27 protein-coding genes are annotated in these 26,682 nt (G+C 38.0%); 18 read left to right on the forward strand and 9 right to left on the reverse strand.

Annotation, left to right across the window (positions count from 1 at the left end; all coding sequences use genetic code 11):
• Positions 1-111: 111 nt before the first annotated feature.
• The gene (locus MK805_RS07165; protein ID WP_240874903.1) at positions 112-999 is read right to left on the reverse strand and encodes an AraC family transcriptional regulator; all 888 of its coding nucleotides are present in this window, start codon (positions 997-999) and stop codon (positions 112-114) included.
• Positions 1,000-1,122: 123 nt separating this feature from the next.
• Between MK805_RS07165 and MK805_RS07170 the strand changes: the two genes are divergently transcribed.
• On the forward strand, positions 1,123-2,040 hold the full coding sequence (locus tag MK805_RS07170; protein WP_240874904.1) for an EamA family transporter: 918 nt from the start codon (positions 1,123-1,125) through the stop codon (positions 2,038-2,040).
• A 293-nt stretch (positions 2,041-2,333) separates the two neighbouring features.
• Complete coding sequence (locus MK805_RS07175) at positions 2,334-3,710, forward strand: catalase (protein WP_240874905.1); 1,377 nt, start codon at positions 2,334-2,336, stop codon at positions 3,708-3,710.
• Positions 3,711-3,855: 145 nt separating this feature from the next.
• On the opposite strand, the gene MK805_RS07180 is transcribed toward MK805_RS07175, so the two are convergent.
• The gene (locus tag MK805_RS07180; RefSeq protein WP_240874906.1) at positions 3,856-5,160 is read right to left on the reverse strand and encodes a tetratricopeptide repeat protein; all 1,305 of its coding nucleotides are present in this window, start codon (positions 5,158-5,160) and stop codon (positions 3,856-3,858) included.
• Positions 5,161-5,602: 442 nt separating this feature from the next.
• Between MK805_RS07180 and MK805_RS07185 the strand changes: the two genes are divergently transcribed.
• The 4 genes from MK805_RS07185 (at position 5,603) to MK805_RS07200 (ending at position 7,177) form a co-directional block, all read left to right on the forward strand.
• The gene (locus MK805_RS07185) at positions 5,603-5,872 is read left to right on the forward strand and encodes a hypothetical protein (RefSeq protein WP_240874907.1); all 270 of its coding nucleotides are present in this window, start codon (positions 5,603-5,605) and stop codon (positions 5,870-5,872) included.
• Entirely contained in the window at positions 5,869-6,180 is a 312-nt protein-coding gene (locus MK805_RS07190; protein ID WP_240874908.1) for a hypothetical protein, read from the forward strand. Before MK805_RS07185 ends, MK805_RS07190 begins: the two co-directional genes overlap by 4 nt.
• 132 nt (positions 6,181-6,312) lie before the next feature.
• Positions 6,313-6,843, forward strand: a complete 531-nt coding sequence (locus tag MK805_RS07195) for an SMI1/KNR4 family protein (protein ID WP_240874909.1) — start codon at positions 6,313-6,315, stop codon at positions 6,841-6,843.
• A 46-nt stretch (positions 6,844-6,889) separates the two neighbouring features.
• A complete protein-coding gene (locus tag MK805_RS07200; protein ID WP_240874910.1) occupies positions 6,890-7,177 on the forward strand; it encodes a hypothetical protein in 288 nt (95 codons plus the stop codon).
• Positions 7,178-7,343: 166 nt separating this feature from the next.
• Here MK805_RS07200 and MK805_RS07205 read toward each other — a convergent pair whose 3' ends face one another.
• From MK805_RS07205 to MK805_RS07215, 3 genes are all read right to left on the reverse strand, one after another.
• Positions 7,344-8,636: an SGNH/GDSL hydrolase family protein gene (locus tag MK805_RS07205; RefSeq protein ID WP_240874911.1), complete on the reverse strand. Its 1,293-nt coding sequence runs from the start codon at positions 8,634-8,636 to the stop codon at positions 7,344-7,346.
• 37 nt (positions 8,637-8,673) lie between these two features.
• Positions 8,674-9,387, reverse strand: coding sequence for an SDR family NAD(P)-dependent oxidoreductase (locus tag MK805_RS07210; RefSeq protein WP_240874912.1), 714 nt, complete (start codon positions 9,385-9,387; stop codon positions 8,674-8,676).
• 74 nt (positions 9,388-9,461) lie between these two features.
• Positions 9,462-9,800 carry an MFS transporter gene (locus MK805_RS07215; protein ID WP_240874913.1) on the reverse strand — a complete coding sequence of 113 codons (339 nt, stop codon included), beginning with the start codon at positions 9,798-9,800 and terminating at the stop codon, positions 9,462-9,464.
• Positions 9,801-10,000: 200 nt separating this feature from the next.
• On the opposite strand from MK805_RS07215, the gene MK805_RS07220 reads away from it, so the two are divergent.
• Positions 10,001-10,315 carry an ArsR/SmtB family transcription factor gene (locus MK805_RS07220; protein ID WP_240874914.1) on the forward strand — a complete coding sequence of 105 codons (315 nt, stop codon included), beginning with the start codon at positions 10,001-10,003 and terminating at the stop codon, positions 10,313-10,315.
• 515 nt (positions 10,316-10,830) lie between these two features.
• On the opposite strand, the gene MK805_RS07225 is transcribed toward MK805_RS07220, so the two are convergent.
• Positions 10,831-11,145 carry a TM2 domain-containing protein gene (locus tag MK805_RS07225; RefSeq protein WP_240874915.1) on the reverse strand — a complete coding sequence of 105 codons (315 nt, stop codon included), beginning with the start codon at positions 11,143-11,145 and terminating at the stop codon, positions 10,831-10,833.
• Between the two features lie 359 nt (positions 11,146-11,504).
• Positions 11,505-12,608, reverse strand: coding sequence for a KamA family radical SAM protein (locus MK805_RS07230; RefSeq protein ID WP_240874916.1), 1,104 nt, complete (start codon positions 12,606-12,608; stop codon positions 11,505-11,507).
• Between the two features lie 186 nt (positions 12,609-12,794).
• Here MK805_RS07230 and csaA point away from each other — a divergent pair, with 186 nt between their 5' ends.
• On the forward strand, positions 12,795-13,124 hold the full coding sequence (gene csaA, locus MK805_RS07235) for a chaperone CsaA (RefSeq protein ID WP_240875155.1): 330 nt from the start codon (positions 12,795-12,797) through the stop codon (positions 13,122-13,124).
• A gap of 266 nt (positions 13,125-13,390) precedes the next feature.
• Positions 13,391-13,855, forward strand: coding sequence for a hypothetical protein (locus MK805_RS07240; protein WP_240874917.1), 465 nt, complete (start codon positions 13,391-13,393; stop codon positions 13,853-13,855).
• Between the two features lie 41 nt (positions 13,856-13,896).
• Here the strand turns inward: MK805_RS07240 and MK805_RS07245 are convergent, their stop codons facing one another.
• Positions 13,897-14,802, reverse strand: coding sequence for a LysR family transcriptional regulator (locus MK805_RS07245; RefSeq protein WP_240874918.1), 906 nt, complete (start codon positions 14,800-14,802; stop codon positions 13,897-13,899).
• A gap of 185 nt (positions 14,803-14,987) precedes the next feature.
• Here MK805_RS07245 and MK805_RS07250 point away from each other — a divergent pair, with 185 nt between their 5' ends.
• The gene (locus MK805_RS07250; protein ID WP_240874919.1) at positions 14,988-17,171 is read left to right on the forward strand and encodes a YhgE/Pip domain-containing protein; all 2,184 of its coding nucleotides are present in this window, start codon (positions 14,988-14,990) and stop codon (positions 17,169-17,171) included.
• Positions 17,172-17,285: 114 nt separating this feature from the next.
• On the opposite strand, the gene MK805_RS07255 is transcribed toward MK805_RS07250, so the two are convergent.
• Positions 17,286-18,140 carry a hypothetical protein gene (locus tag MK805_RS07255; RefSeq protein ID WP_240874920.1) on the reverse strand — a complete coding sequence of 285 codons (855 nt, stop codon included), beginning with the start codon at positions 18,138-18,140 and terminating at the stop codon, positions 17,286-17,288.
• 181 nt (positions 18,141-18,321) lie between these two features.
• Between MK805_RS07255 and MK805_RS07260 the strand changes: the two genes are divergently transcribed.
• The 8 genes from MK805_RS07260 (at position 18,322) to MK805_RS07295 (ending at position 26,680) form a co-directional block, all read left to right on the forward strand.
• Positions 18,322-19,083 (forward strand): MerR family transcriptional regulator, encoded by a 762-nt coding sequence (locus tag MK805_RS07260; protein ID WP_240874921.1) that lies wholly within the window; start codon positions 18,322-18,324, stop codon positions 19,081-19,083.
• Positions 19,084-19,188: 105 nt separating this feature from the next.
• On the forward strand, positions 19,189-19,995 hold the full coding sequence (locus MK805_RS07265; protein ID WP_240874922.1) for a CPBP family intramembrane glutamic endopeptidase: 807 nt from the start codon (positions 19,189-19,191) through the stop codon (positions 19,993-19,995).
• Positions 19,996-20,101: 106 nt separating this feature from the next.
• On the forward strand, positions 20,102-20,806 hold the full coding sequence (locus MK805_RS07270; protein ID WP_240874923.1) for a response regulator transcription factor: 705 nt from the start codon (positions 20,102-20,104) through the stop codon (positions 20,804-20,806).
• Positions 20,799-21,830: a sensor histidine kinase gene (locus MK805_RS07275; RefSeq protein ID WP_240874924.1), complete on the forward strand. Its 1,032-nt coding sequence runs from the start codon at positions 20,799-20,801 to the stop codon at positions 21,828-21,830. The genes MK805_RS07270 and MK805_RS07275 overlap by 8 nt, the downstream gene beginning before the upstream one ends.
• 84 nt (positions 21,831-21,914) lie before the next feature.
• On the forward strand, positions 21,915-22,682 hold the full coding sequence (locus tag MK805_RS07280; RefSeq protein ID WP_240874925.1) for an ABC transporter ATP-binding protein: 768 nt from the start codon (positions 21,915-21,917) through the stop codon (positions 22,680-22,682).
• A complete protein-coding gene (locus tag MK805_RS07285) occupies positions 22,657-24,552 on the forward strand; it encodes an FtsX-like permease family protein (RefSeq protein ID WP_240874926.1) in 1,896 nt (631 codons plus the stop codon). The genes MK805_RS07280 and MK805_RS07285 overlap by 26 nt, the downstream gene beginning before the upstream one ends.
• A gap of 193 nt (positions 24,553-24,745) precedes the next feature.
• A complete protein-coding gene (pyrR, locus tag MK805_RS07290; protein ID WP_240874927.1) occupies positions 24,746-25,282 on the forward strand; it encodes a bifunctional pyr operon transcriptional regulator/uracil phosphoribosyltransferase PyrR in 537 nt (178 codons plus the stop codon).
• Between the two features lie 120 nt (positions 25,283-25,402).
• A complete protein-coding gene (locus tag MK805_RS07295; RefSeq protein ID WP_240874928.1) occupies positions 25,403-26,680 on the forward strand; it encodes a dihydroorotase in 1,278 nt (425 codons plus the stop codon).
• Positions 26,681-26,682: the final 2 nt, after the last annotated feature.

Genomic DNA, 26,682 nt, shown 5'->3' on the forward strand with positions numbered 1-26,682 from the left:
CCTCTTTTCTTGAAGTGATCATGGAATAGTTACATGGTGATAATGGTATTGATTTTTTCTTAAGGGTAGAACCATTATAGCCTTATATCGTTGTTTCTTTTTTATCTAATTTTATAGAAATCCACTTTTTTTCTGCTTTTTATATGAAAATGGTGTCATCTTCATTGACTTTCGAAATTTATCAATAAAATAGCTCGTACTAGCAAATCCCACTTGATAAGCAACATCTGTAACCGTCAAATCTGATTGCAGGAGTAGAACGAGGCTTTTTTGGATTCGATAATCGGTTATGTAATTCATTGGTGTTTGCTTTAACATGCGTTTAGAATACCGGCAACATTCAGATCGGCTCAATTGACCAGCTTGTGCGATGTCGTCTAGCATCACTTTCTCAGCATAATGAGAATGTATCCAATTTAACATTTGCTTCATGCGCTGGTTCCTTAACATTTCTGTCTGCTTGTATTCTAATGGAAAGCCGTTAACAATCAAGTTTTGCCATATTAACGCAAGTTGTACGGTAATATCGATTTCATAGAATGGTGTTTTTTGTTGGATCAGATGATTGATTTCTTTTATGGCTTCTAAAATATTTCTGGTCCAACGCTCTTTTTCATCTAAAAATACGTAAGGTAAATTTGTAGCTCGGATATAGGGATTTACATAAGTAGCGTAGAGTTCTTGTGATAAAACGAAATGTGGAGCGACGTTTAGACAAATATATTTGCAACCAGAATGGTTTTTATCTTCTGCAAAGTGAAGACAGCCACTATTGATAAATAGCCCCTCTCCTTCGCGTAGTACTTGCTTTTCTTCATTTATGTGAAAACATGCTTCCCCTTTTACAATCAAAACAAATTGAATTTCGTCATGCCAGTGAAGTGGTATATATCCATTAACATTTTGATGAATGGTAGTTTCATAACATGCGATTGGTAACTTAACCGTTCGATGCTCTGTTAGTTCCTTAAGTGTCTGGTCCACCATAAAATCTTTCATTTGTGCATCAGCCCCTCAATATCATTATACTTTTTTGTTGGATTTAAGTATTTTTTTATTTATATATGACTTATTATTATTTTGTTATCGTTATATTTTTATAAACAGAGGTGGAAATCAACCATGAGCAAGAGAAAGGGGTTATTTTTTGTTATTACAGGAGCGACGTTTTGGGGGATTGGAGGTACAGTTTCCAAAAAGCTATTTGAACAATATGCAATCGATGTCAATTGGCTTGTAACAACACGTTTACTCATCGCTGGTTTATTACTATTAACCGTTCAACTCATAGGAAAAGATCGTTCTCAAGTATTTGGTGTCTGGAAGAACAAAAAAACCGCTATTCCATTGATAATCTTTGGATTAGTCGGTATGCTGGCTGTTCAATACACATATATGGCAGCGATTCAACATGGGAATGCTGCTGTGGCAACGCTGTTACAATACTTAGCACCTGTATTCATTATTCTTTATTTGGTTTTAAGCAAACAATCTGTTTTGACAAAACGAGATATACTAACAGCCTCATTGGCATTGGCGGGCTGCTTTTTCTTGTTGACAAATGGTTCCTTCTCCAAACTATCTGTACCGACAGTTTCTATCGTTTGGGGTATTTTATCAGGACTAGCGGCAGCTTTTTATACGTTATATGCAGTTCCACTGCTCAAAAAATTTAATTCTCTCGTTATCGTAGGATGGGCTATGGTCATTGGCGGATTTGCATTAAGCTTTATTCATGCCCCTTGGCAAATGGAATTTAAGAGTCTACCATTAGAAGCTTATTTATATTTAATTTTCGTGATCCTATTTGGTACTATGTTAGCATTTTGGTTTTACATCGAGAGTTTGCAAGGTTTGTCCCCGAAGGAATCAAGTCTTTTAGGAAGCCTAGAGCCATTATCTGCTGTTTTGACAACAGTCTTTTGGCTAAAAGATTTGTTTGGTTTATTTCAATGGATCGGGACAGCTTGTATCATTGGGGTAGTGTTTATCTTAGCTTTAAATAAGGATTCTTCTGCGATGACTAGTCAAGAGAGCTAGAAAAGGACAACATCAATGCGACGCGGGGACGGTTCTATATGTCGCATTGCTAGTTTAGAAACGACCTATGGAACAAATGAATTTATCTCTGCCAAATAGATAGTAAGAATAAACGATGAAACCAGTGTTCTTGGTGTATTTTACCAGTGAATATTGGTTTCATTTTTTCTGGAAACTTTCGAGATTGTATCTTGATCATAATTGAACTTTTTCTAACATAAATTAATTTGAAATTAGAGGACAGAGTTTGACAAGCAGTACAATTTTAGAAGTAATGAAAGTGGGAAAATAAGATGCAAAATACTCCGAAAGATGGCAGGATTAATCATAGTCTCTCCAAGTGGAAGATGGATGAACCAGCAGCTTACCACTCAGAAACGGTAGGAAAAAGAGGCCCTGTACTGGAACAAGACAATATTTTGCATGAGACATTGGAAACTTTTATTCATGAAAAGATATTGGAACGTCCTGTTCATGTGAAAGGCTATGGGGCTTTTGGTTACTTTGAAACGACACATTCGATGTCAGCGTATACCAAACTTTGTTTCTTACAACATCCTGGTCAACAAGTTCCCGTTGCAGTGAGATTTTCACTTGCTGTCAGTACGAAGGGCACACCCGATACTTCTCGTAATATCAGAGGATTTGCTACGAAATTCTATACGGATGAGGGTATTTTTGATTTGGTTTGCAATCATATTCCTGTATTTCTTGTACGTGATCCAATGCGTTTTCCTGAGACTATTAAAGCTTTTTCTCCTTCACCAACCAATAATTTGATTGATCCGGAACGATTTTGGAGCTTCGTAGCAAGAGCACCAGAATCTACTCATTTAGTTGTTCGGCTTTATTCCGATGCAGGTACAGTAAAAAGCTTCCGCCACATCCCGGGCCATAGTGTAAATACATATGTTTGGAAGAATGCCCAAGGAATTCGCACCTATGTAAAATATCACTGGATTCCTGCTGCGGGCATAAAGTATATAGACAGTAAAGAAGCAGCTTATTGGAATGGAAAGAACCCAGATATCGCTGGGGAGGACTTATATAGAGTGATAGAAAAAGGAAAAACGGTAGCATATACACTTTATGTACAGCTCATGAACCCTGAGGATGAAACAGTACTGCCTTATGATCCCCTCGATGATACAAAGGTTTGGGATGAACAGCAATATCCGCTGATCCCTGTGGGGAAAATGGTGTTGAATCGCAATCCTGATAACTATGCAGAGCAAGTAGAGAAAATAGCCTTTTCTCCGTCCAATCTGTTAGAGGGAGCAGAACTATCCGATGATAAAATGCTTCAAGGACGGGCAAATATTTACTGGGATTCTCAGCGTCGGAGATTAGGCCCAAATTTTCGTGCGATTCCTATCAACCATCAAAAAGACTGGTCACCCGCTGACCTTGTGACGAGTGGCTGTGGGAGACATATTAAAGGTCGTCTCGTGCGCTGTGGTATACCAAAACAAGATGATTTTACACAGGCTGGTCAATACTACGATTCACTTTCGCAGGTAGAACAAGAACATCTTGTAAAGAATCTAGCTGCGGATCTTGTTGGAGTATCTCCTGAAATACGAGACATTGTCATGCAGTATTTCTATCATGCTTCTGCCCAATTAGGAGAACGGATTACCTATCAAATGGAGTGGAAGAGAAAGAATTAGTGCAATATAGGGACTGAGATCCCTATTCCATTATAGATAAAGCATAAAAGAGGTTTTCTCCTATTTTTGGGAAGACCTCTGTTTTAAGTAATTATATTTTTATTAATCCTCAGTATCATCATCGTGTCCTACCATACTAATCCTTTTAGAAAATGTCATATATCTCATCCTCGATCGTTATTTTTAAGTCATTTTGGATTTCTAGAATCTGTTTCATACACGTTACTAACTCTTCATGTTTGTCTAAAATGTCAAAACATCTTGCTGATCTAGATAAGGCCGTCAATTGGCGATCTTTAAATCTGTGTTTTCTTGTTAGATCTACTGCCTCTTGGTAGCAAGAAAGTGCTTTTTCCCATTTCATTTGTTTGAACAGGATGTCACCTAACACAATTAATGCCCTAGCAGATCGAAAATCATCTGGTATTTCCCGGCTTATCTTAATTGCTGTATTCGTTTGTTCGTTTGCTTTTCCCCATTCTTTTTGCTTTGAGTATAAAACTCCAAGATAGATGTGAGCATCTACTTGTCTACGTGGAAAGTCAAGTTTCTGATCCATTAGTAAAACCATTTGGAAACGTTTTTCCGCTTTATCCCATTTTTCTTGCTCTAGAAAAATACTTCCCATTACATTGATTAGATCAAGATGACGATATTGAATTTCATTTTTACCAGCGAGTCGGATTCCTGCTTTACAGACAGCAATTGCTTCTGAAAACATTCTACGTCTTCTCAGGATAATCGCACGGTACTTGTATAGACTAAGGGCCACACTTGTTCGTTCAATTTTGTCAATTGAATCCCATACTTCATTTAATAGTTGGGTTGCAAGATCATACTGAGATAATTTTATCAAGTAAAGTATTTTGTTGCTAATCAGTGAGAATTTAATGTCAGCTAATGCTAGTGAAGCATCATAAATCTTCAATCCTTTGTTTGCATACTCGATAGCTTCTGTGAAATTATTTTGGTTAAAACTGTAAATACTTAACTGGTTGTAGGAAACTGCTAGTATATTATCAGACGGTTCTAGTTTATGTTGTTTACACATATCTAAACCACGATGAAAATATTTTCTTGCCATTTTCCAGTTTTTTGAACGTCTATAGAAAAGCCCTTTTAGATAGCAGTAGTATGTTATTAAAGGATGAAAGTTTTCAAGCTGAATAGAGTCTAGCTGTTTACTAACCTCATCTTTTAGCTCTTGTTCTAAAAGTGTTTTCACACATTCAAATGTAAATTGTAATTCCTCGATCTCTTCTTTTTCCTTTTCCACACGTTTTTTCAAACTTTCCTGCGTCAACCCAAGCTTTTTTAGCAAATACTCAAACGTACCATCTCGAGTCTTTACCTCGCCTCTTTCCAGATTACTAATTGACCCAGATGAAATATGGTAATCTTCTAAATCCTTCAAGCGAAGTCCTTTTTCTTTTCTCACTTTACGAAGCACATACCGAACTAGTGGGTTATCTGGAAAATATGTTCCAAACCTAGCACTCCCTCTATTATACTATTTGACCAATTATGCCATAAAGTGAATTTATCCGACATAATATTTTGATTTCAATTTGTATTTTGAAATTAGGAGTACTGTTAATTTGAAATAGCGTAAATACCTTGAGACGGGATGGAAGGATGGAATTTATTTTTAAATAGGAAGTTAAATTGGGAGATAGAGGGAATAAAACAAAGTTTAAGGGGTTTTCGAAAGAAACCTCTTTTTTGTGGCTACTATTGTTTGTTTTAATTTATACTTTGAAATTTTGGATTCTTTAATTTTATTATTCTTTCATCTATAGGAGTCAATCTGAATAAAAATGGACGATTTTAAAGGAAAAGTTAAATTCATCCAATGAGAAAAATAACAGGAACATTCAATCTATAATAAACCCATGAACTTAGATTGGATGATCGAAAACAAAACTGTACCCATAGAAGTTACGAATGCCTTACAGGAAATAGCAGACAAATACAACTACACGGTTGACCTCATGCATCAGCATAAGCAGCAAATCATAGATGAGCTGAAGCAGACAGGCAGAGGATATATAGTAAAGTTTCTATTTCCAGAAGGGTTCGATCACCATGAAAAATGGATTCACGCTTTGATTCGGATGGAAATCAGGCGGTTACAAGCGCTAGATAAGGGGAGAGTCAAATGACATTACGATTGCAAGTAGAAGGTTGTCGGGAAAAGGTACGAGAGTTTGTGGATTCGCTTCACTGTCTTCCGCAATGGCGGTTTTATAGTGGTTCGAAAGTGTTACTATCAGAGAAGGCGTATCGGATTGAATACACCTTTGAAGAGAAAGCCTATCAGAAACCTTCCATTCCAACGAGAAATGTAAGTAAGCTAATGATTACAAGTGAGTCAGGTCAGAAATTTGAGTTGGTAATGCTTGATGCGGAAGTAGTTCAAATGGGAAAAGGGATGACATATATACATGGTCGCAGTTATGATATTTTTTGATAACGATTTATAAATAAAGTAAATCAGGAATCGTTTGCAATTGGATGGCCTTTTGGAAAGGATTTTCTATTTCATTCTTTCTGAAATATTGTTAAGGTGATATAAATTATCCTATTAGAATGGAAGATCATCATGACTTATGTAGAACAGTTAGTGGAGTTGATACCGCCACCAGCGAAAGCGAAATCATTTGACTGGCAGAGAGTTGAGGAGAGTTTAGGTGTTATTTTGCCTGATGATTATAAAGAGTTAGTAGAAACATATAGCGGGGGGCAGTTTGAGGATTATCTTTATTTTTTAGAACCAGATAGAGAACATTACGATATTATGAAACACGACTTGGAACGAGCGGAAGCTTATGAAAGTCTATGGGAATATGAACGAAAACCAGATGAGATCGAAGACGGCAAACATCGTTTGATTCCTTGGGCTACTACTGACAATGGAGAATACCTTTTTTGGTTAGTGCGTAAAGGAGAAGAAAGAAATCCAGATAATTGGCCTGTCATGATAAATGCAGCGAAAGAAGACGAGTGGGAATACTTTCCTATGGGATGTGTTGCATTTTTTGTACAGGCTTTGGAAAGAAAAGTGATATCCCAAATTCTGTCATATGCATTTCCTTTAACAAAGCATAAATTTCAGCAGTTCATTGTTCAGTAAAAGTAAGTTTGGACTTTCCTTTCATTTCATGAGAAGAGGGATACAAATGGGAATCAAAACCAATCTGAATATAGATGTTTCTAACTATACCCGATACCTAGATGTAGCTTACCATGGTTGCTGTAAAAAGTGCGGGAAAATGACGAATCTTTATCATGAGTTAAATGAATATAAACTAGATGACAAGGTAGCTTACAAATTAGGTGCAACCCTATGCAAATCATGTATCGATACCGCCAATGTTATCATAAGTGCAGATGTGAAGTACTTGGATTACTTTGAAGATGAGCTGTATCATTATGATATTGAATCAGTTCATGTAAAGTGGGAGTAATAGGATCATGAATCATGATGTTGCACGATTAATGGAACTGATTCCGCCACCAGCGAACAAGAAAACAGTGTGAAGGGTTCTGTTGTATTGGGTATCCATTTGGTGAGGCTAGTGCTTAGCACTAGCCTCAATTGTAAATATCTATTCAAATGTTCGATTGTGATCGTTACTTTAAAAGGCTATTTAAATCGATCGAATCAGCGATCTTTCTGTTTCCCACATCACCTGGGTGGAGGTGATCGCCTGAATCATACTCTGGTAATAGTCGTGTTGGATGTTTTGGATCTTTCATAATCTCATCCAAATCTACTACACTATCAAATTCTCCACTGCGAATCCATTTGTTCACTTGCTGACGAAGTTCATCTTTTTCTTTGCTATAGTAATTATCTAAGTTTGTTCCAGATAGTGCTCCTTCAAATGGAGTTAAAGTTACACCAATGACTTTGATATGATGAGCATGAGCTTGTCTAATAAGTTGGCGGTATCCTGCAACCAATTCATCAAATGTCGGTCTTTTTTCGGTAGGAGCAAAACCGGTACCCGGCCAACTGATATCATTAATGCCGATAAGCACAACCACCGATTTTACATTTGGTTTGCTGAGTACATCTCGATTGAAACGGGATAACACACTTACTCCCATACCATCTTTCAACAAGCGGTTTCCGGAAGTTCCTGAATTGATTACCGAAACATTTTGTGAAATAAGACGATTGGCAAGGAAATTGGTCCAACGGGTATCTGCATCTACGGTTGCTCCATCGCCATCGGTGATCGAATCCCCTATTGCTACAACTGTACCGCTGTTTTTAGGGGAATGAACCGAAATACCGGTTAGATACATACTTGCATCAGTAGTGGAATCAGCTTTCATCTTTGTTGCTGAAGTAACATTTCCATTTGCGATATAGGTTGTTTGACGTGCATCCCAGTGAAAGGTTGTTGGGATCGTTGTTTTTGGTAAATACAAACTCACACTTACTTTGGCCAGTGGATTGACTTTTAAAGGAATGGGATCACTTATGATAGATGATCCTGCTGGAAGGACAACAGATGTTTTCCCGCCGAATTTTATTTTTTGATCTGTATTTTTCACAATATTTGATCCATTATCCGTTAAGGCCACATGCGCTTCTCCGATTGTTAATGGTTCTTTTCCATATTCATTGGAAAAAGAAATACGTATTTGGTTTCCTCCAAGGCTAATTTTGGCGACTTGACGAATGGTTTGGTTTTCAATTTTTGCAGGTAATTTTGTTGGTAAAGGAAAATCAGCTCCCCAAGTTGGTTCAGGACTAGCATTCCAAGTTGTTACCCAGTTTTTATTTATCTTTTTCTCTTTTGTGAGTGCAGTATTATCTTTATTAAAATTTGCAAAGACAGTCGGTTGTATGAAGGTAAAGGCAAAAAGCGCTGCAACAAAAATACCAATGATAAGGGATTTATATCTTTTCATTTTTTTCTCCTTTTTTCTGTCAGTATAAATTGATCGATTATAGTTGTCTTAAGGAACCGCCATTTACCATGTACTCTGATCCTGTGACAAATGAAGCTTGATCGGAGGCGACAAAGGCAATAATAGCGGCTGTTTCTTCAGCAGTTCCTAATCGTCCAAGCGGCAGGGCTCTAACGTTTTTAGCGAAGTGTTCAATAGCAGCTTTTTTTTCCATCCCAAATGTTGCAGCAAGACCATCTGCGAAACCACCCGGGCGATCCCATAATGGAGTTCTGGTTGGACCCGGAGATACGACATTGGAGCGAATTCCTTTGGGACCAAATTCTTGAGCAATCGATTTAGAAAGACTTAACATTGCAGCTTTGGATACACTGTAATCTGGGAGCATGGCATCTGGAAGTTGCCCTACTTCAGAAGATATACTGACGATCGAACCTTTTTGTTGCTGAATCATATAAGGCAGGGCAGCGCGAGTGACACGTACCATACTCATAAAGTTGGTATTAAGAACGACTTCCCATTCTTCATCTTCGATGGAAAGAAATCCGTTGCGAATGGGAGCAATTCTAACATTATTAATCAAAATATCGATTCTATCAAACTCATCTATTGCAGTTTGAATCAATGATTTGGCTCCCACCTGTTTACTTAAATCAGCAGATACAGCTACAAGCTTATCCGTTGAAATCCGCTCCAGAGTATCAATACTCCGACTTGCCCCTACTACTTTATCGGTCAGTTGTAAATCCATCTTGATTACCCCTTACTTATTGAAATGATTTTCTATTTTCGTCCTATGAAAAAGACTGATTTTAATGCAATGTGTTAGGACACTTGTTTCGGTTGATAGCTTGCCTTTTTGGGACTGTAAATGAAAACCCGTAATGCAATCAGGATAAGACTGAGAGTTAGAAATAAGATACCAGCCAATACTACGTAATGGGTTCCCATACTGGAAATAAACAATCCTCCTATAAATGTTCCAATGGTAATTCCCAAGTTAGCAAACGCTACAAACAAACCATTTGAAAATTCAGGTGCTTCCGGTGCAGCAGATGTAATCCAGTATTGGGAGATATTTAATCCAAGGGTAAAGAGGATACCCCAGATGGCGATTAGCAGTATCATCAAACCAGAAAAATCAGCCAAGCCATACACGAGCAATTAGTGAGTGATAGGTGTGGATAACAACTTATTGGCATCAGTTGAAATCAATATTATACTAATAAACCAATATACTAATTTCTTAGTATAAAAGAATAGTAACACGCAAGGGAGAACGGAGTCAACATATTTCCTAAAGTACTAATTATTTGGTACATTAGTAATTTGAATATTAACTATTGATATGTTATCCTTTTCTTATGAGAAAACCATTTCAACCAACCAAAAATGATATTCGTTTATCTTCCGTTTTACATGCTCTGAGTGATCCAAGGAGATTACAGATTGTAATGAGTTTAGGGAAAGATGGAGAGGAAAATTGTGCGATCTACCATGATTTGATGCCCAAATCAACATTAACTCACCATCTAAAAGTTCTTCGAGAGGCAGGTGTGGCACAAGTAAGGATTGAAGGAACACAACATTTCTACTCATTGCGATATGATGATCTACAGGAACTTTTTCCAGGGCTGCTCCAAGCTATTTTACAGGTGAACCTAGAATTGATTGATTAGGTTCTAATTATAAAAAAGTAAGGGTTAATCCTATTTATTGGATTAACCCTTGTTTTAAAAAAAGCCGCTTAAATTTAGCGGCTTAGTCTTTCGTTTCCTAGAATCATTTTATATATATTCAACACTAATTTGTTACTGGGAGGTCTGCTGTAAATATCGAAATTAGATCTCATAGTCAGTAAAAAAATGGAGATATTATGAACCTCTATTTTTTTCATACATTATGTATTTTGAATCCTATTCCATGCTAGTTTATATCTTTCCCTCTGCAATTTCTTGGTTTATGCTAGTTACCGTTTTTATTTCATTTAACATTCGTCTAATATGGAACGGGGTCATGAAAATACCAATAATTGCTGAGAAAACACATGAAGTTGTTGTATAAATAAGATTGAACACTGGATAAGGTTGCTTCATCCACCCAAAGCGAGACTAGGAGCACAGCGACGTAGCGAGACCTGTGCCCTTATCTGAGGTGCACATCTGGCCTTTACGTTGTACTACAGAAGGCTCAGTTAAACTGCACTCTTATGAAAAGATAAGACTTGCTGAATCACTTGGTATTCTAATTCCTCGTTCTTTTCTTCGATTCGCTTACCAATAAAGAAAGCATCAATTAAAGTCCAAATCCCAAAGCCACCACCTGTCAAAGTCATCCCAATACCTATACCAATATCGCCAGCATAATAACGATGTCCGCCGATTAATCCTGTAAACCACCATAAGGCATAAGCTATGCCTTTCGACTTGGCTTTTCTGTTTACTTCAGATTGAACCATTGCTAGTTCTTCAGCTGTTAAATCCTTCTTTAGTAGCAGATTGTTATTCATGTCTTCCTCCAAATTTTAATAAATTAACAAATAAAAATTCCTATATAATCCTTTTCCACAATTGTGACACTGAACCGCAATATCCATCTCGTTGTATTTATAACACTTCATTCTACATCCTACTTACCTCTTCTTTCCTGATTAAATGGAAATGCAAGAACATTATACCATTTATTTCGTTTTGTATGAGTATTCGGATTATTAATATTGGTACAAAATTTCTTCATTTTTTGTCAAAATAAAAAAGCCGCTCTCGATATCTAGAACAAGGATGGAGAGCGGCTTTGATATGATAAATGGAATATTCTACTGCTTAGAACTAACATTAAGAGTAGGCAATTTTCTATCCCAAAGTTTTTCTAATTCATTTCTTGCTTTTCCAATATCTCCTGACTTCCCGGCAAATCATCAAACCATGCAGCTTCATCCGGACAATCCAATACCATAAAATGACCATAAAATTTAGGATTACGAGCTTGATGGTACTTCAAATAGATTTTACCGTTATTTATGGCGAGAATTTCGATTTTTCCAGAGGAGTGACTCATGACATACCGAACTCGTTTTCCAAGTCCAGATGTTTTTGCTTTGGCATTTTCGATGATCTCATAAGCCTCTTTTAGGGTTAAGACAAAGCTGGAATTTCCCTTCACTGGACGGTTTTGAAAAAAATAATAAGGAGTGACACCAGCCCAAGAGAGTTTGTCCAATAATTCAGTGAGTACAGCAGGATTGTCATTGATTCCTTTTAATACAGGAGTTTGATTAACGACTGTAACCTTTGCTTTTTGCAGGGCTTCAATGGCTCTATAAGCTTCAACAGTCAATTCCCTTGGATGGTTATAATGGGCCATAACATAGAGACGATTTTCTAGTGTACTGTATCTCTCTAATATCTTTAGTAATTCTTCGTCTTCATAAATTCGCTTCGGATGAAATGCTGGCAGCTTTGTTCCGAAACGAATAATTTTTACATGTGGTATTTGGCGGAGTGACTGGAGAATCTGTTCGATTTTTCGAGTAGAGAGGATGAGTGAGTCGCCGCCTGTCAGTAATACATTATTGATATTTTCGTTACTGCGAATATAATCTAATCCTTTGCTTATATCTAAGGAAGTCTCTGAAATATCATTTCGAAACAATCGCTTTCGAAAACAAAAACGGCAATAGGCACCGCATACTTCAGATACCAGTAATAATGCAGTAGTTCCATATTTGTGCTGGCACCCAGCAACGGTATAGTTCAAATGCTCATCTGAAGCATCCCAACTTCCATATTCATCAAGTTCTGCTTCTTGAGGAATGATCAGCTTGTAAATTGGGTCGTTTGGGTCATCCCAATCGATGAGCGAAAGATAATAATCGTTTACTCGAAAGACAAATTCGTCTGTAATTGTGCTTAATATTTTTCGCTTTTCCTCTGGAATCCTCTCAAGATTGCGGATATCTGTTATATAGCGCAAAAGGAACCTCCCACCTCTCTGCTAATAGTTCTAATATTAAGTATATTTTATTCTCGATCATTTAACTAGTTATAATTTTATTTATAAAAAACATCACATAGGATTTATGAACTTGATAGAACCTAAACATGTTATGATCTGTACATAAAAAAATTAAGAATTCTTATCTCAGAAAAGGTGAAAAAATTGGCAAGTATCGATGATTTTCAGAAACTAGATATGCGAATTGGTACAGTGATTGATGCGGAATATTTTTCAGAGGCGAGAAAACCAGCAATCAAATTAAAAATTGATTTTGGTGAGATTGGAATAAAGCAATCTTCAGCTCAAATTACCCGCCGATACGATGCCGATCAACTCATCGGTAGACAAGTAGTGGCAGTAGTGAATTTTCCTTCCATGCGAATCGCTGGGTTTAAATCCGAAGTATTGGTACTTGGGGGAGTTCCAGGAACGGGTGATGTCGTTCTGCTAAAACCCGATGAGGCAGTTGAGAATGGTACCCCTATTTCATGATTATTACGTATAAAAAGCAGCTTCACTGAAACTGCTTTTTATACTTTTTCGCACTGTTTTATACAATGTTTTATTCCCAAGGGAAGAGCTTTTTGAGTAACAGAGTTGATTGGACACTTTTACCGATGAGGTACTTTATAATTTGGGACGTAATCCGAAACCGCTAGAGGTTCCTAACAAGGGCGACAGTTGTCCATTCTATTTTTCTTTCTAAGTTTTGGAAAGTATCGTACGGATATATTTTTTTCTTTCGTTCATCCTATATCTTGATAAGAATCTATTCAAAAATAAAAGGAGAACAAAGAATGAGAAAGCAATTAGTATGTTTGATAGCTGCATTATTACTAAGTTTTTCATTTGCTTATCTTACTGAAGCTCATGCTGCTACGATTGGAGATGACAACAATAGTCGGAATGCCCGTCCCAACAACACCAATAATGTACCGAATCAAGACATCAGAAACGACTTAAATAATCGTTACAATACAAATGACATCAATAAGCGTAATACTCCATACAATACAACCAATATTACAAACCCAAATAATAACGATCGCTACAGTCCCAACAACATGAACAACACCAATAATATGCAGCGTCGTGGTACTACTTTTACCCGTACATCTACAACAATGGCTAACCGTAATGTTCCAAGCTATGGATGGTTAGGACTAGTTGGGTTGATTGGGTTTTTGGGTTTATTAGGTTTGAGAAAAAGAACAAACGACTAAGAGATAAAAATTCCCTTTGCACGAAAGCTTTAGGGAATTTTTTATTTATTTTTTTGCAGTTCATAGCTCAGTTTTTGAATAAAAATCGTTTCCGCTTTGGAAAAACGGGTTTCTTCAGCCCGTACCCATCCGAGATAGACGGATTCGGGGTGTGGGATATCTAATTCGATAATCACAAGATCTCCTTTTACCACTTGTGGTAGTTTAGCAAAAGAGAAGTCCAATCCAATTGTGACAATGTTTTCTTCTTGCAGGGCACGGAATATCGCATCTTGGTTATTGGTCGTAAACAAGATATTGGCACGTCCATATTTTTGTTGAAATTGCTCCATATACCACTTGATATAGTCGTCGTTAAAAAAAACAAAAGATTGTGCCAGTAACTCCTGCGGGGTAATGCTGCGTAATAGAGCAAGAGGAGATTTACGACTAACACAGACAACCATGCGTCCTTTTAACAATCGTCCATATGTCAGACGGATGTTTTTTTGTATGAGGTGTTCAAATAAAATAATCAACCCAAGATCAACTTTATTCTTTCGGATATCATCGATGATTTCTTGTGTTCCTTTTTCACTTATCTCCATTTTTATTTGAGGATAAGCAGTCTTAAATTGAATCAAGGTGTCTAAATAGAGGGAAAGTGGTCCTGGAATCGTAGCAAGACGTAATTGACCGCTTTGCGTATCGGAGAAGTCAGACGCTTGATCCTTCAATTCTTGTACTTTACTGATGATTTCAAACGCTTTTTTAATGATTACTTCCCCTTCCGCAGTAGGTACGGTTCCTTGACGGGATCGGGTGAATAGTGTTAAGCCAAGCTCTGCTTCTAGATTAGAGATCGATTGGCTTACAGCAGATAAGGTGATATGCAGGTTTTGCGCTGCATTGGTGAGCGAGCCTGTCTTAGCTACCTCTATAATGCATTCCAATTGTTCTAAGTGCATCTTTCTCCTCATCCTTTACTCATATTAAAGATAACCTTATTTTTATTAAATTTACCTAAAGATATTACTTCGTTAAAATAGGTGCAGGTGTATTTTTTTTATTCCCTTTATCATAGCAATGAATTGCCAATAGCAAAAAAACGTAATATTCCATTTTTATAGAGATACTTTGGGAGTGTACGAAAATGAAATTGTTTCAAGTATTTAAAGATGACCTTAAACATTTTGTAAAGAACCCCATGCTTATGATTACCTTTATAGCTGTCGCTTGTGTGCCCATTTTATATAGTGGTTTCTTAATCAAAGGGACTTGGGACCCATATGGAAAACTAGAGAACTTGCCAGTAGCAGTTGTCAATTTAGATAAAGGTGCGGCTTATGATGGGAAAGAGTTGAATGTTGGGAAAGAATTTATAGATGAATTAAAAAAGAATCCGAAATTCGCTTGGAAATTTGTCAGTCAAGATGAAGCAAAACGAGGAATGGTGGACAATCGCTATTATGCGATGATAACGATTCCAAGTAATTTTTCCAAAAATGCAGCGTCCTTAAACACAGATCATCCTCATCAGGCAGAGATTCAGTATGAGTCCAATAGTTATTACAATTTTATAGCAGGGCAAATAAGTGAAAATGCGACAAAAGAGTTGCGTACCAGGCTTTCTGACAATTTAACACAAGCATACACCAGAAGTGTTTTCGGGCAGTTTACCAAGATTTCCGATGGTCTGCAAACAGCAGGAAAAGGTGCAACAGGTATTCAAAAAGGTGCCGACCAATTGGATGATGGATTAGCAAAAGTGTCTGCCAACCTAGCGAAGTTATCTACTGGTGCAGTCAAAATTCAAGAAAGTACCAAAAAACTATACGATGGTTCTACTGGGCTGGTACAAGGTACAGGCGATTTAAACAAAGGTGCCAGCGATTTAGCGAGTGGAACGAAGAAGCTTGCTGGAGCAGGAAAACAGCTGGAAGCAGGAGCAAAAGAAGCCAAAACAGGTAGCGCTAATCTAGTAAATGGAATCCAGGCCTCGAAGCAAGGAACAGATCGCCTTACGGCAGGACTTCAGTCTTCATTAAAAGGAAGCCAGCAGTTAGAAGCAGGTTTGTCTGCTTCCAGTTCATCAAGTAAAGATTTAGCGGACGGTGCAACGCAAGTTTCGACTGGGTTGCAACAAATGCAACTCACCCATCCGGAACTTGCTTTAGACCCTAACTTTCAAAAATTATTAGCTGCGAGTAAGCAGGTGGCCTCAGGAGCCAATCAATTGAGTGAGGGGCAATCCAGGCTATTAGCAGGAAGCAAATCGCTCACCTCTGCACAAGAGCAATTGTTATCTGGGAGTAAGCAATTAAGTCAAGGAAGTAACCAGTTGTTGCAAGGAGCAAAAAAGCTGCAAACAGGTCAACAACAATTAGCAGACGGTCTGCATCAATACAATACAAAATTTACGGATGCAGTATCAGGAAGTCAGCAATTAGCGGATGGCTCGAAACAATTACAATTAGGAGCAGGAAAATTGCATGATGGACTTGGCCAGCTATCCTCAGGAAGTGGCAGTTTAGTCTCAGGGAGCCAGCAACTGGCATCAGGTGCGAAGAAACTAGAAACTGGGGCTGGAAAGCTGAGTAATGGTTCAGGAGAACTTGCTACGAAGTTAAATGATGCAGCAGACCAAACGAGCAATATAAAAGCAGATGACAAAACCATCAAGCTATTTTCCACACCTGTATCAATCAAAGCAAATGATGATCGGCATATCAGCCTATACGGATATGGGATTGCACCGTATTTTATTTCGCTCGCTTTATTTGCAGGTTCGCTCGTCTTCACGACTGTCTTTTCTGCTCGAACCTCTACGACGAGAAAAGATGCAACTGGTTGGAAGTTATTTGTGAGTAAGACATTGACCTTTGCACTGATGAGTTTGGGGCAGTCTCTCATTGCATGTACCACTTTGATATATGCCCTTGATTTAGAGGTTCAGAACATCCCGCTGTTCTACGGTTATACGACATTAGTTGCATTTACGTTTATGTTCTTCTGTCAGGCAATGGTAACGTTGTTTGACCAAGTTGGACGCTTTATCATTTTACTAGTAATGATTTTCCAATTAGCCTCCAGTGCAGGGACATTTCCATTTGAGCTGCTTCCTAACTGGGCGAAAGCACTCAATCCTTGGCTGCCGATGACATATAGCATTCGTGGATTCCGAGATGTAATTTCCAGCGGTAACTTTGGAGATTTACAAACCGAAGCAAATCATCTCTTGATCTTTTTTGTTATCTTCCTAGCATTGACCATTGGTTACTTTTTTTTAAAACGTCCTAAGAGAAGAAAACCTACAGGGAATTTCGTGCATGTATAAGAGATAAAAAAGAAAAATTAATTTTAAAGTGTAAAAATACCCACCTAACCTAAGGTGGGTATTTGGTATTGTGATCCTAAAAAAGTAATGAAATTGTTGTAATGGATGTGTACTTTATGATACATGTTTAGATTCTTTGATTTTATACTCTTTTTTGATGAAGATAATGATGATATCAATTACTAAGAATAAGCATATCCCGCCTAGCCAGTATAAAAGGTCTGTTTTATCCATAACGTACAATTTCCACTGACCAAATGCGTAAAACATGGTAATAATGTAACTAAGGATAGTAAAGACAACGACTTGAACAAGTGTAGAAATAATTCCCCAATATTGGTTTTGTACTTTCTTCGCAAGAAATTCTATTAACAAAGAGACCGGGATACCAATAAAAAAGATTAATGGAACAAGATAAAGAGTACACAAGAACATTCCTAAACCTAAATCATCTGAACTACCTGCAAAGATAACAAGCAGGCAAACAATAATCCAGAAAAGAATAGATCCAACTAACAATTTTCGCTTTAATGAAGAATACTTATTATTAATAGAATAGTTTTCCTTCGAAGTGCTGGTAAAAAAATGATTAAGTAGCCAAAACAACAATGCAGCTGCAATTATGGGACAATAAAGGTTTGGTCCTGAGACATTTACTATTGGTCTTAATAACAAGGTAGAAACCACACCAATAAACAAAAAATGTAGTAGAGCAGAAAGAGTTTTTATGTTGTTCTGTATCTTCTTTGTGATTTTGTCAATAAACAGGGATACAGGTAAGCCAAAGAAAAAAAGGATTGGAATTAAGAAAACACTCATTTCTGCTGCTAATCCAAAGTTTAAATCCCTTTCAAATAAATAACCATACAAAGCATAATATCCAATCAATAATACATAAACAATGGTGCTGTTAATCAATTTTTTTCTAACCATTATTATCACCTCAGTCGGCTTTTCTTGCTTTAACAATATCAAGTACTTATGTCCCTTTCTATTGATTAAGCTTAAGGAAAACTTACACTTTTGTAAGGTTAGCTGTTATGTTTCGCCGAACGAATCAAGTACTTTTGATTGGTTCTTTTTTGCTGTAAAAAAGTGTTGACTCTCCTGTAAGAGGAGGCATTAAGCTCAAAGAGAAAGGAGAGGTGAGATGTATTTTACGGTAAAAGAAATGGCGGAGATGTCTCATATAACGGTGAAGACACTGCACCATTACCACAAAATCGGATTGCTTTTACCAGCGAAAATAACCGAGGCTGGATATCGGTTGTACAGCATGACGGAACTGGAGCGACTGCAGGAGATTTTGTTTTATCGGGAGTTAGATTTTCCCTTATTGGAGATTAAACGATTATTGAATCAAGAATCCAATCGGCAAAAAGTATTAGCAGAACAGAAACAACTATTACAAACGCGCAGAAATCGGCTAGAGCAGTTATTAGACACCATAAGTAAATCAATAGACTTTGAGAAAAGAGGAGAAACCATGGAAAAACAAGATTTATTTAAAGGTTTTCGGAGTGAGGAAGAGTGGAGAGAGGCACTTAAAGTGCAAGATCAGTATTTACAAGACAAATATGGGTATTCGCTGTTAGATGAACAAAAGGAAATACAAGTGGATGATCTCAATCAAAAGGCAGAGGAATCTGTTCGTTTTACAAACAAGATGATTGAAGCACTACAAAAAGGAACAAAGTTTAACGATGTACAATTGTTAGAGACAATTGGAGAACATGTTTCATATTTAAAAGCACAAAATTTGTTATCCAGTGATGCTCAGTTTGTGGAACAGACGAAATTCTTTTTAGAAGACGATTTCCACCGGACGATGTTGGAGAACCAACAAACAGGACTCGCTTATTTTCTCTATGTTTCAGCAGAAGCTTATGTTAAAGAGCATAAACAAGCGTAACCTTACATTTTTGAAAGAATAGCAGTGAAATTGAAAGATAGATCGATGGTTGATATCATTGTACGCCCCTATACTGAACATAGATTTTGAAAGGGGTGTACAACGATGAGAAAACTATCGAATGAAATTTGGATTTATATGATCTTTACTCTTGGATTAACTACACTTTGCCTATTATCTTCTAACAATCTGATTAAAGCGATCAGCCAAGGAACGCCGATGCTTGTTGCTATTGGTGTGGTGTTATTTGCTAGGCGAAAAGGTAAATGGAAAGAGCTTGGAATGGCTCGGCTTGGAACGGGAAAAGGGTATTTGTTGGTACTACTAGTAGTTGCAGTAGTCATTATAAGTTTCTCGATCGCTTGGATGATGGGAGTTGTCCAATTACCAGTAATCACAAAAATAAATATGACACAGTGGGAACGGTTTGTATTTTTGGTGAAATTATATGTGCAAGTTGGCATTATTTTAGGTCCAATTCTCTTTGCTCTTGGAGAAGAAATCGGTTGGCGCGGGTATTTGCAAACGCGGTTATTGCATGAAGTCGGAGCAAACAAAGCAATTTGGATAACAGCAGGTTGCTGGGCAGTTTTTCACTATCCATTCTTGTTCTTAGCCGATTACACCGATTCGGGTAATATATGGATTAACACACTGTTATTTACGATCATGATTTTTCCGCTGTCCTTTTTATTGGGTTGGATTCGCATCAGTAGTCAAAGCATTTGGCCAGTTGTCTTGTGTCATGGTTTGATTAACTATTTCCGCGGATTTTTAGATACCCTCTTTTATGTGAAAAAACCACATTGGACTTATGTGACGGGTGAAAATGGTATCATAACGATCTTAGCCTGGACGATTTTGGCTGTTATCGTTTATCAGTTTGCAATGCAAAAAAACAAAGTACTGTAATATATGCTAATTCCCTGCTAATAGGGAATTGGCTATTTTTTGATGTTTTGTTACCCTTACATGAGAGAGTAGAGTGTTGTCAGATTACAAGCAAGAGGTGCGGAAAATGGCCTATACGGTATATGTGATTGAAGATGAACGGACAATTGGGGAAAGTATTAAAAACTTTTTGGAACCTTATGGATACACGATCGTGTTAGCAAAAGATTTTACGAGAATTATAGCAGAATGGGAAGAAGTTCAACCTGATCTAATTGTTTTGGATATTAATTTGCCGTATCAAAATGGGTTTTATCTCTGTCAAAAAATAAGAGAAAAATCTAGGATACCGATTTTAATTTTATCGGCACGTGCTGGCCAGATGGAACAAGTTTTAGGAATGGAGCATGGAGCAGATGACTATATGGTCAAACCATTTCATCTAGAAGTACTACATGCTAAAATCAAAGCTTTGCTCAGACGTTCTTATGGTGATTTTGCTGAATTAGCCCAAGCCCAGCAAATTCAGGTGGGAGAATTGGTGTTAGCTATACCGCAAATGGAGATGGTATATCGAGGAGACACCCAGTCTTTGACGAAAAACGAATGGAAGCTGCTCCATCTCCTTTTAGAAAACGCAGATAAAGTGGTAGCAAGAGATACTTGTTTGGAAGCTTTATGGGATGATCAGACATTTGTCGATGATAATACCCTTTCGGTAAACGTCACGCGGCTGCGCAAAAAGCTGCAAAAGTGGGGATTACAAGACCGATTGCAGACTAAACGGGGTATTGGTTATAGCTATACTAGCTCGGAGAAAGCCGATGCATAATATTCTCCTGTTTCTTAGAAGCAAGATTGCTTGGATTGGAATGGTTTACGCTGTTTGGATTTTGGTTTATCTCTTATTTGCACTAGGGTTTTACTACTCTGGTTTTTCTTACTCCTTTGACTGGAACTTATTTGTTTATAGTGGATTGGTCGTTACCTTTCTTTTAATCCTTTTTCTTTTGTGGAGAGGAATGAAAGAAGTTCCATCGTATGCTCTATTACAACAACTAGCAGATCAAAATGTAGTCCAATTCCAAGCATCAAAAGGTAATTCTTTGGAATTTGACCTTTTTTGGCAGGCATATCACAAGTTATATGAACAGATGAAAGCGGATCAAATGCAATTGGAACAAATTCATAAGCGTCATTTGCAATTTATCCATATTTGGGTACATCAGATGAAAACATCTGTATCTTCGCTGTCTTTACTGGCACAGCAATACGAGAGTGAGCAAAAAGCACATGTATTGGAGGAAATTGATACCTTAAATGATGGCTTGGAACTTGCTTTGACGATGGCAAGATTAGACCATTTTACGCAAGATTATCAGATTAAAGCAGTTCGGTTGGTCGACTTCGTCCGGCAAGTGATCAATGAAAAACGAAAGCTTTTTATTCGCCTGCATATTTTTCCAAAAATAGAAATGGAGAAGGAAGATATGGAAGCACTAACGGATCTAAAGTGGATGAAGTTTGTCTTGGAACAACTGATTCAAAATGCATGTAAGTATACTGCTCAAGTAAAAAAAGAAGCAAGGCTGACCTTTCACATTTGGGAAGAGGAAAAGCAAATTCGACTTTCGATCAAAGATGAAGGGCCTGGCATACCCAAACAAGATATACCACGAATTTTTGACCCTTTTTTCACAGGGGAGAATGGACGTCAGTTTGCGGAGGCAACCGGCATGGGCTTGTACTTGGTAAAAAATATAGTCACTTCTTTGCACCATGCTTACGAAGTGGAGTCAGAAGTCGGGGTTGGTACTACCTTTCATATCCTGTTTCAAAAGGTGACGAAAATGTAAGAAAAGAAGACTCAAATTGAAAGGTAAATCGATGCCAGTCTGTAAGGCAGTCAGCTAGACTAGTGGAAGAAAGGGGAATCCAAGATGATTTTAGAAGCAAAAAAATTGAGTAAAATATATGGAAACGCTGCTGCCTACCGAGCACTGGATCAATTTGATTTGATGATAGAAAAAGGTGAATTCGTAGGAATAATGGGTCCATCAGGAAGCGGAAAGTCCACACTCTTACAATTGCTTGGAACCATTGAACAGCCTTCTTCTGGATCGCTTATGATAGATGGACAAGATGTAAGAGGAATGAATCAAAACCAGTTAGCGGATTTCAGACGGGAAAAATTAGGATTTATCTTTCAAGATTTTCAGTTGCTCGATTCGCTATCGATAAAAGAAAATATACTTATTCCATTAGTATTGAACAAAGTATCCAGTGCTGAAATGGAAGATCGTGTACAAAAATTGGCAAGTTATTTGGGAATCGAATCTATTTTACATAAACGTCCCTATGAAGTATCTGGTGGACAAAAACAACGAGCTGCTGCGGCTAGAGCGTTGATTCATAATCCTTCCTTGGTATTAGCAGATGAGCCTACAGGGAATCTCGATTCCAAGTCTGCTAAGGACTTGATGGAGATACTCATCGGTATCAATCGCGAAGCAAAAACGACGATATTGATGGTGACCCACGATCCTGTTACAGCAAGCTATTGCAATCGTATTTTGTTTATTAAAGATGGGAAATGGCTAAGCGAGATATACCAAGGGGAAAAACGAGCGGCGTTTTTTGAGCAAATCCTTCTGATGCAATCCAGTTTAGGAGGAGAGCAGTATGACGCTAAAAACATTCGCTTATAAAAATATTCATCACCATCGCACGAGTTATAGTGCTTATTTTTTGAGTTGTATTTTTGCTGTTTGTGTCTTTTATCTCTATGCTGCGCTATTGTTTCATCCCATGTTAAAAAAAGATATATTTCCTGATTCCTTCCTGTTTCTGATGTACTTGGTGGAGATAATCGTCGCTTTATTTGCCTTTCTTTTTATCGGTTATTCGCAATCTGCATTTTTGCGAAATCGTAAGCAAGATATAGGTCTACTGCAAATATTGGGAATGCCGATTAGGCAAGTAGTAAGGCTCATTTTTTGGGAAAATATCTCCGTAGGCGCACTCGCCCTGCTCATTGGTCTTTTAACTGGGCTCATAGGGAGCAAGTTCTTTTTTTTAGTAGTTTCCTTTGTATTGCAGTTGTCTGATCCTATTCCTGTCCAAATGTCCTTCAAGGCAATTTTGTTTACCACCGGCTTTTTTTTCTGTTTGTTTCTTATTTTATCGTGGGGAAGTAGGCTTACCATTCAGAAACAATCCATCAGCGAAGTGTTACGTGAAAAAGCACAAGAGAAAAGACAACCAATCTTTTCTGTTTGGCTGGTATTTATAAGCCTTGTCTCTATTAGTGTTGCTTACTACCTGTCGTTTCCTTCTTCTTTCGTTGGAGTGATAAAACATCTGATTTTTATCATCCTTCTGCTCTTGATAGGAACGTATCTTGGTTATACACAGTTAAGCGTTGCTGGGATTTCACTGCTTGAAAGGTTTCCTAAATGGTTTTATTGCGGGATTAATATGTTCTTGTTTTCACAGCTTCGTTATCGTCTAAAAGATAATGCTCGTATTTTATTTCTTGTTACTATCTTTACTAGTATCGTGTTAACCTCAGTTGGTGTGAGCCTAACATACTATAATGAGGCAGATATAGTAGGAGAAGAACAAGCGCCGTATCATTTGACTACAATAGATAATCCTCTGAATTCCAAGCAAATAGAACAGAAATTACAAGCATACCGAATGAAAACGAAAGCACATATCCAATTTTTGATTTTAGCTTTGAAAACTGATGATCGTAGGAAGAATGTAAACAATCCCAATGTCTCCATTATTAGCAATGGAACTCTGAATAGCCTACTTAAACAAGCTAAAAAGAAACCCATCTCGATACATGCGAAGCAAGTCGTACAAATATGGAACAGTGGAGTGTGGGAAAGCGGTGAGCAAAAACAAGCCGATTCCTTTACGGTTCAACAAGGAAAACAATCCTTTTCCTTACAATGGATAGCGAGTATAAAAGGTGTTTTTTTCAATGAACATGATCTGACGCGTGTGATGTGGGCTGTTTCTGATCAAACATTTCGAGAACTTCAACAAGCTGGGCAGTCACCTGTTCATATGGTAGATGGGTATCAATTTTTCAATCCAAAGCAGAGTATGCCGTTATTGGAAAGTATTCAACGATATTATCAAGCTCACCATTTAGCTGGAAAAGATGTATCTGGTACGATTTTGGTTCAGAAATTTTTTCGTGACTTATTTTCTCCCTTGTTGTTTGTCAGTGTGTTCATTGGGATGCTTTTTTTCTTAGCAGCAGGAAGTATTTTGTATTTTCGACTTTACATCGAACTGCCAAGTGAGCGAAAACAAGTGAAATTGCTCCACAAATTAGGTTTACAACAAAAACAAGGCGAAAAAATAGTGGTGAGGCAAATTCAGATTCTATTCATGCTTCCGTTTGTTGTAGGAACTATTCATTCTTTGGCTGCTTTGAATCTGTGTAGTTTTCTGCTGCATCGTCCCATTTATACAAGTTATTTTGGCTTATGGGTGAGTTACCTTCTGCTGGGCATCATCTATTATGTTTGGACCAAGCGGCAGATACTGCGAGCTCTGTAGTTTGTTGAAATAGTTCGACTTTATGTTTTCCATTTGACAAAAGTAACATAGATGAGGGATAATACTCCTAGTTTAAAAAGGAACCTTTAACACAGTCCTGTGAGGCTGGCAAGGATACGGAGATAGTACTATGACGTACTTCTTGTTCAGTGTGGGCAAGAAGTTTTTTTATTATCCACAAAGGAGCATTCCATTGTCCACAAAATTAATTTTGGATGAAGCGGCGGTTCGCCGAGCACTCACCCGCATTGCGCACGAAATAATTGAGCGCAACAAAGGGGTAAAGAACACAGTGCTAGTAGGAATCAAAACACGTGGGGTTTTTTTGGCAAGGCGTTTGCATGAACGAATCTGGCAAATTGAGGGGCAAAAAGTACCAATTGGGGAACTAGATATCACATTATATCGAGATGACCTGACTGAGAAAAACGATGAACCTCAATTGCGTGAAACCAATGTTCCTGCCATTGAAGGAAAAAAGGTTGTGCTGGTTGATGATGTGCTATACACTGGTCGGACGATTCGAGCTGCGATGGATGCGTTGATTGATCTGGGAAGACCAGAGATGATCCAACTTGCTGTGCTCGTAGACCGTGGACACCGTGAACTGCCGATTCGACCAGATTTTGTAGGGAAAAACGTTCCGACTTCCAAGCGGGAGATCGTTCAAGTTTCCCTTATGGAAGCAGATCGTCAAGCCGATGAAGTTTCCATTAAGCAAAATAAGTAAATAATTCCTTTTAAAGGCAGTCCTGTGAGGCTGACAAAGGCAAACTTTTGAAGTACCAAAAGTCTCTTTGTCATGCAGGCAAAGAGACTTTTTTTTGAGTAATCACTAGGGGGAGAACAGATGGCTAAAATACTTTTGAAAAATGGACGTATTTTGGGAATGGCAGGAGATGAGTTGGTTACCCGTGACATCTTGATCCATGAAAATCAGATTGAGGAAATTGGGGAAAACATAGTAGATAGTGAAGCTACGATAATTGATCTAGCTGGGAAATTTGTTGCTCCAGGATTTGTTGATCTGCATGTTCATCTGCGCGAACCTGGATATACCCATAAAGAAACGATTGAAACAGGCGCAAATGCTGCCGTTCGTGGTGGTTTTACAACGATCGCATGTATGCCAAATACACGACCAGTTATCGATACAGTAGAAGTAGTCAAAGAAATCCTCACCAAAGCAAAAGCAGCAGGCAAAGCGAGAGTATTACCAATAGGAGCCATCACTACCCGCCAGCTTGGAACCGAACATACTAATTTTGAAGCATTACAAGAAGTAGGGATATTCGCTCTCTCCGATGATGGAGTAGGAGTTCAAAGCAGCCAAATGATGAGGGAAGCAATGCGCAGGGCGAAAAAGCTCGGATTACCTATTATCGCCCACTGTGAAGATGACACATTAGTCAAAGGTGGAGTAGTTCACGAAGGGAAGTTTGCCGCAAAACACGATCTGACAGGGATGCCAAGTCTGTCCGAATCCATCCACATCGGACGGGATATTTTACTAGCGGAAGACACAGGTGTGCACTACCATGTTTGTCATATCAGTGCAAAAGAATCAGTGCGCTTAGTCAGAGAAGCCAAGTCGCGTGGTCAAAAGGTAACAGCAGAAGTAACTCCTCACCACTTGCTGCTCTGTGAAGACGATATTCCAGATGTGGATGCGAACTGGAAGATGAATCCACCGCTTCGGGCAAAAGAAGATAGAGAGGCATTGATTGCAGCACTTCTTGACGGCACGATCGATTTTATTGCAACTGATCATGCGCCGCATAGTGAAGAAGAAAAAGCAGCAGGAATCGAACTTGCTCCATTTGGAATTGTAGGATTGGAAACAGCATTTCCTCTTCTTTATACCCACTTGGTAAAAACAGGGCAATTTACCTTGCGTCGACTGGTGGAGTTGATGAGTACCAAACCAGCAGAACGATTTAACTTACCATATGGAAAGTTAGAAGCAGGACAGCTTGCTGATATTACGGTGATCGATTTGGAACAAGAACAAGAAATTGATCCAAAAACCTTCTTATCCAAAGGGAGAAATACACCTTTTGTCGGATGGAAAACGCAAGGTTGGCCAACACTCACGATCGTAGACGGTAAAGTGGTTTGGTCGGCGTAAAT

The organism is Shimazuella soli (genome assembly GCF_022511585.1).
GTDB lineage: Bacteria > Bacillota > Bacilli > Thermoactinomycetales > Thermoactinomycetaceae > Shimazuella > Shimazuella soli.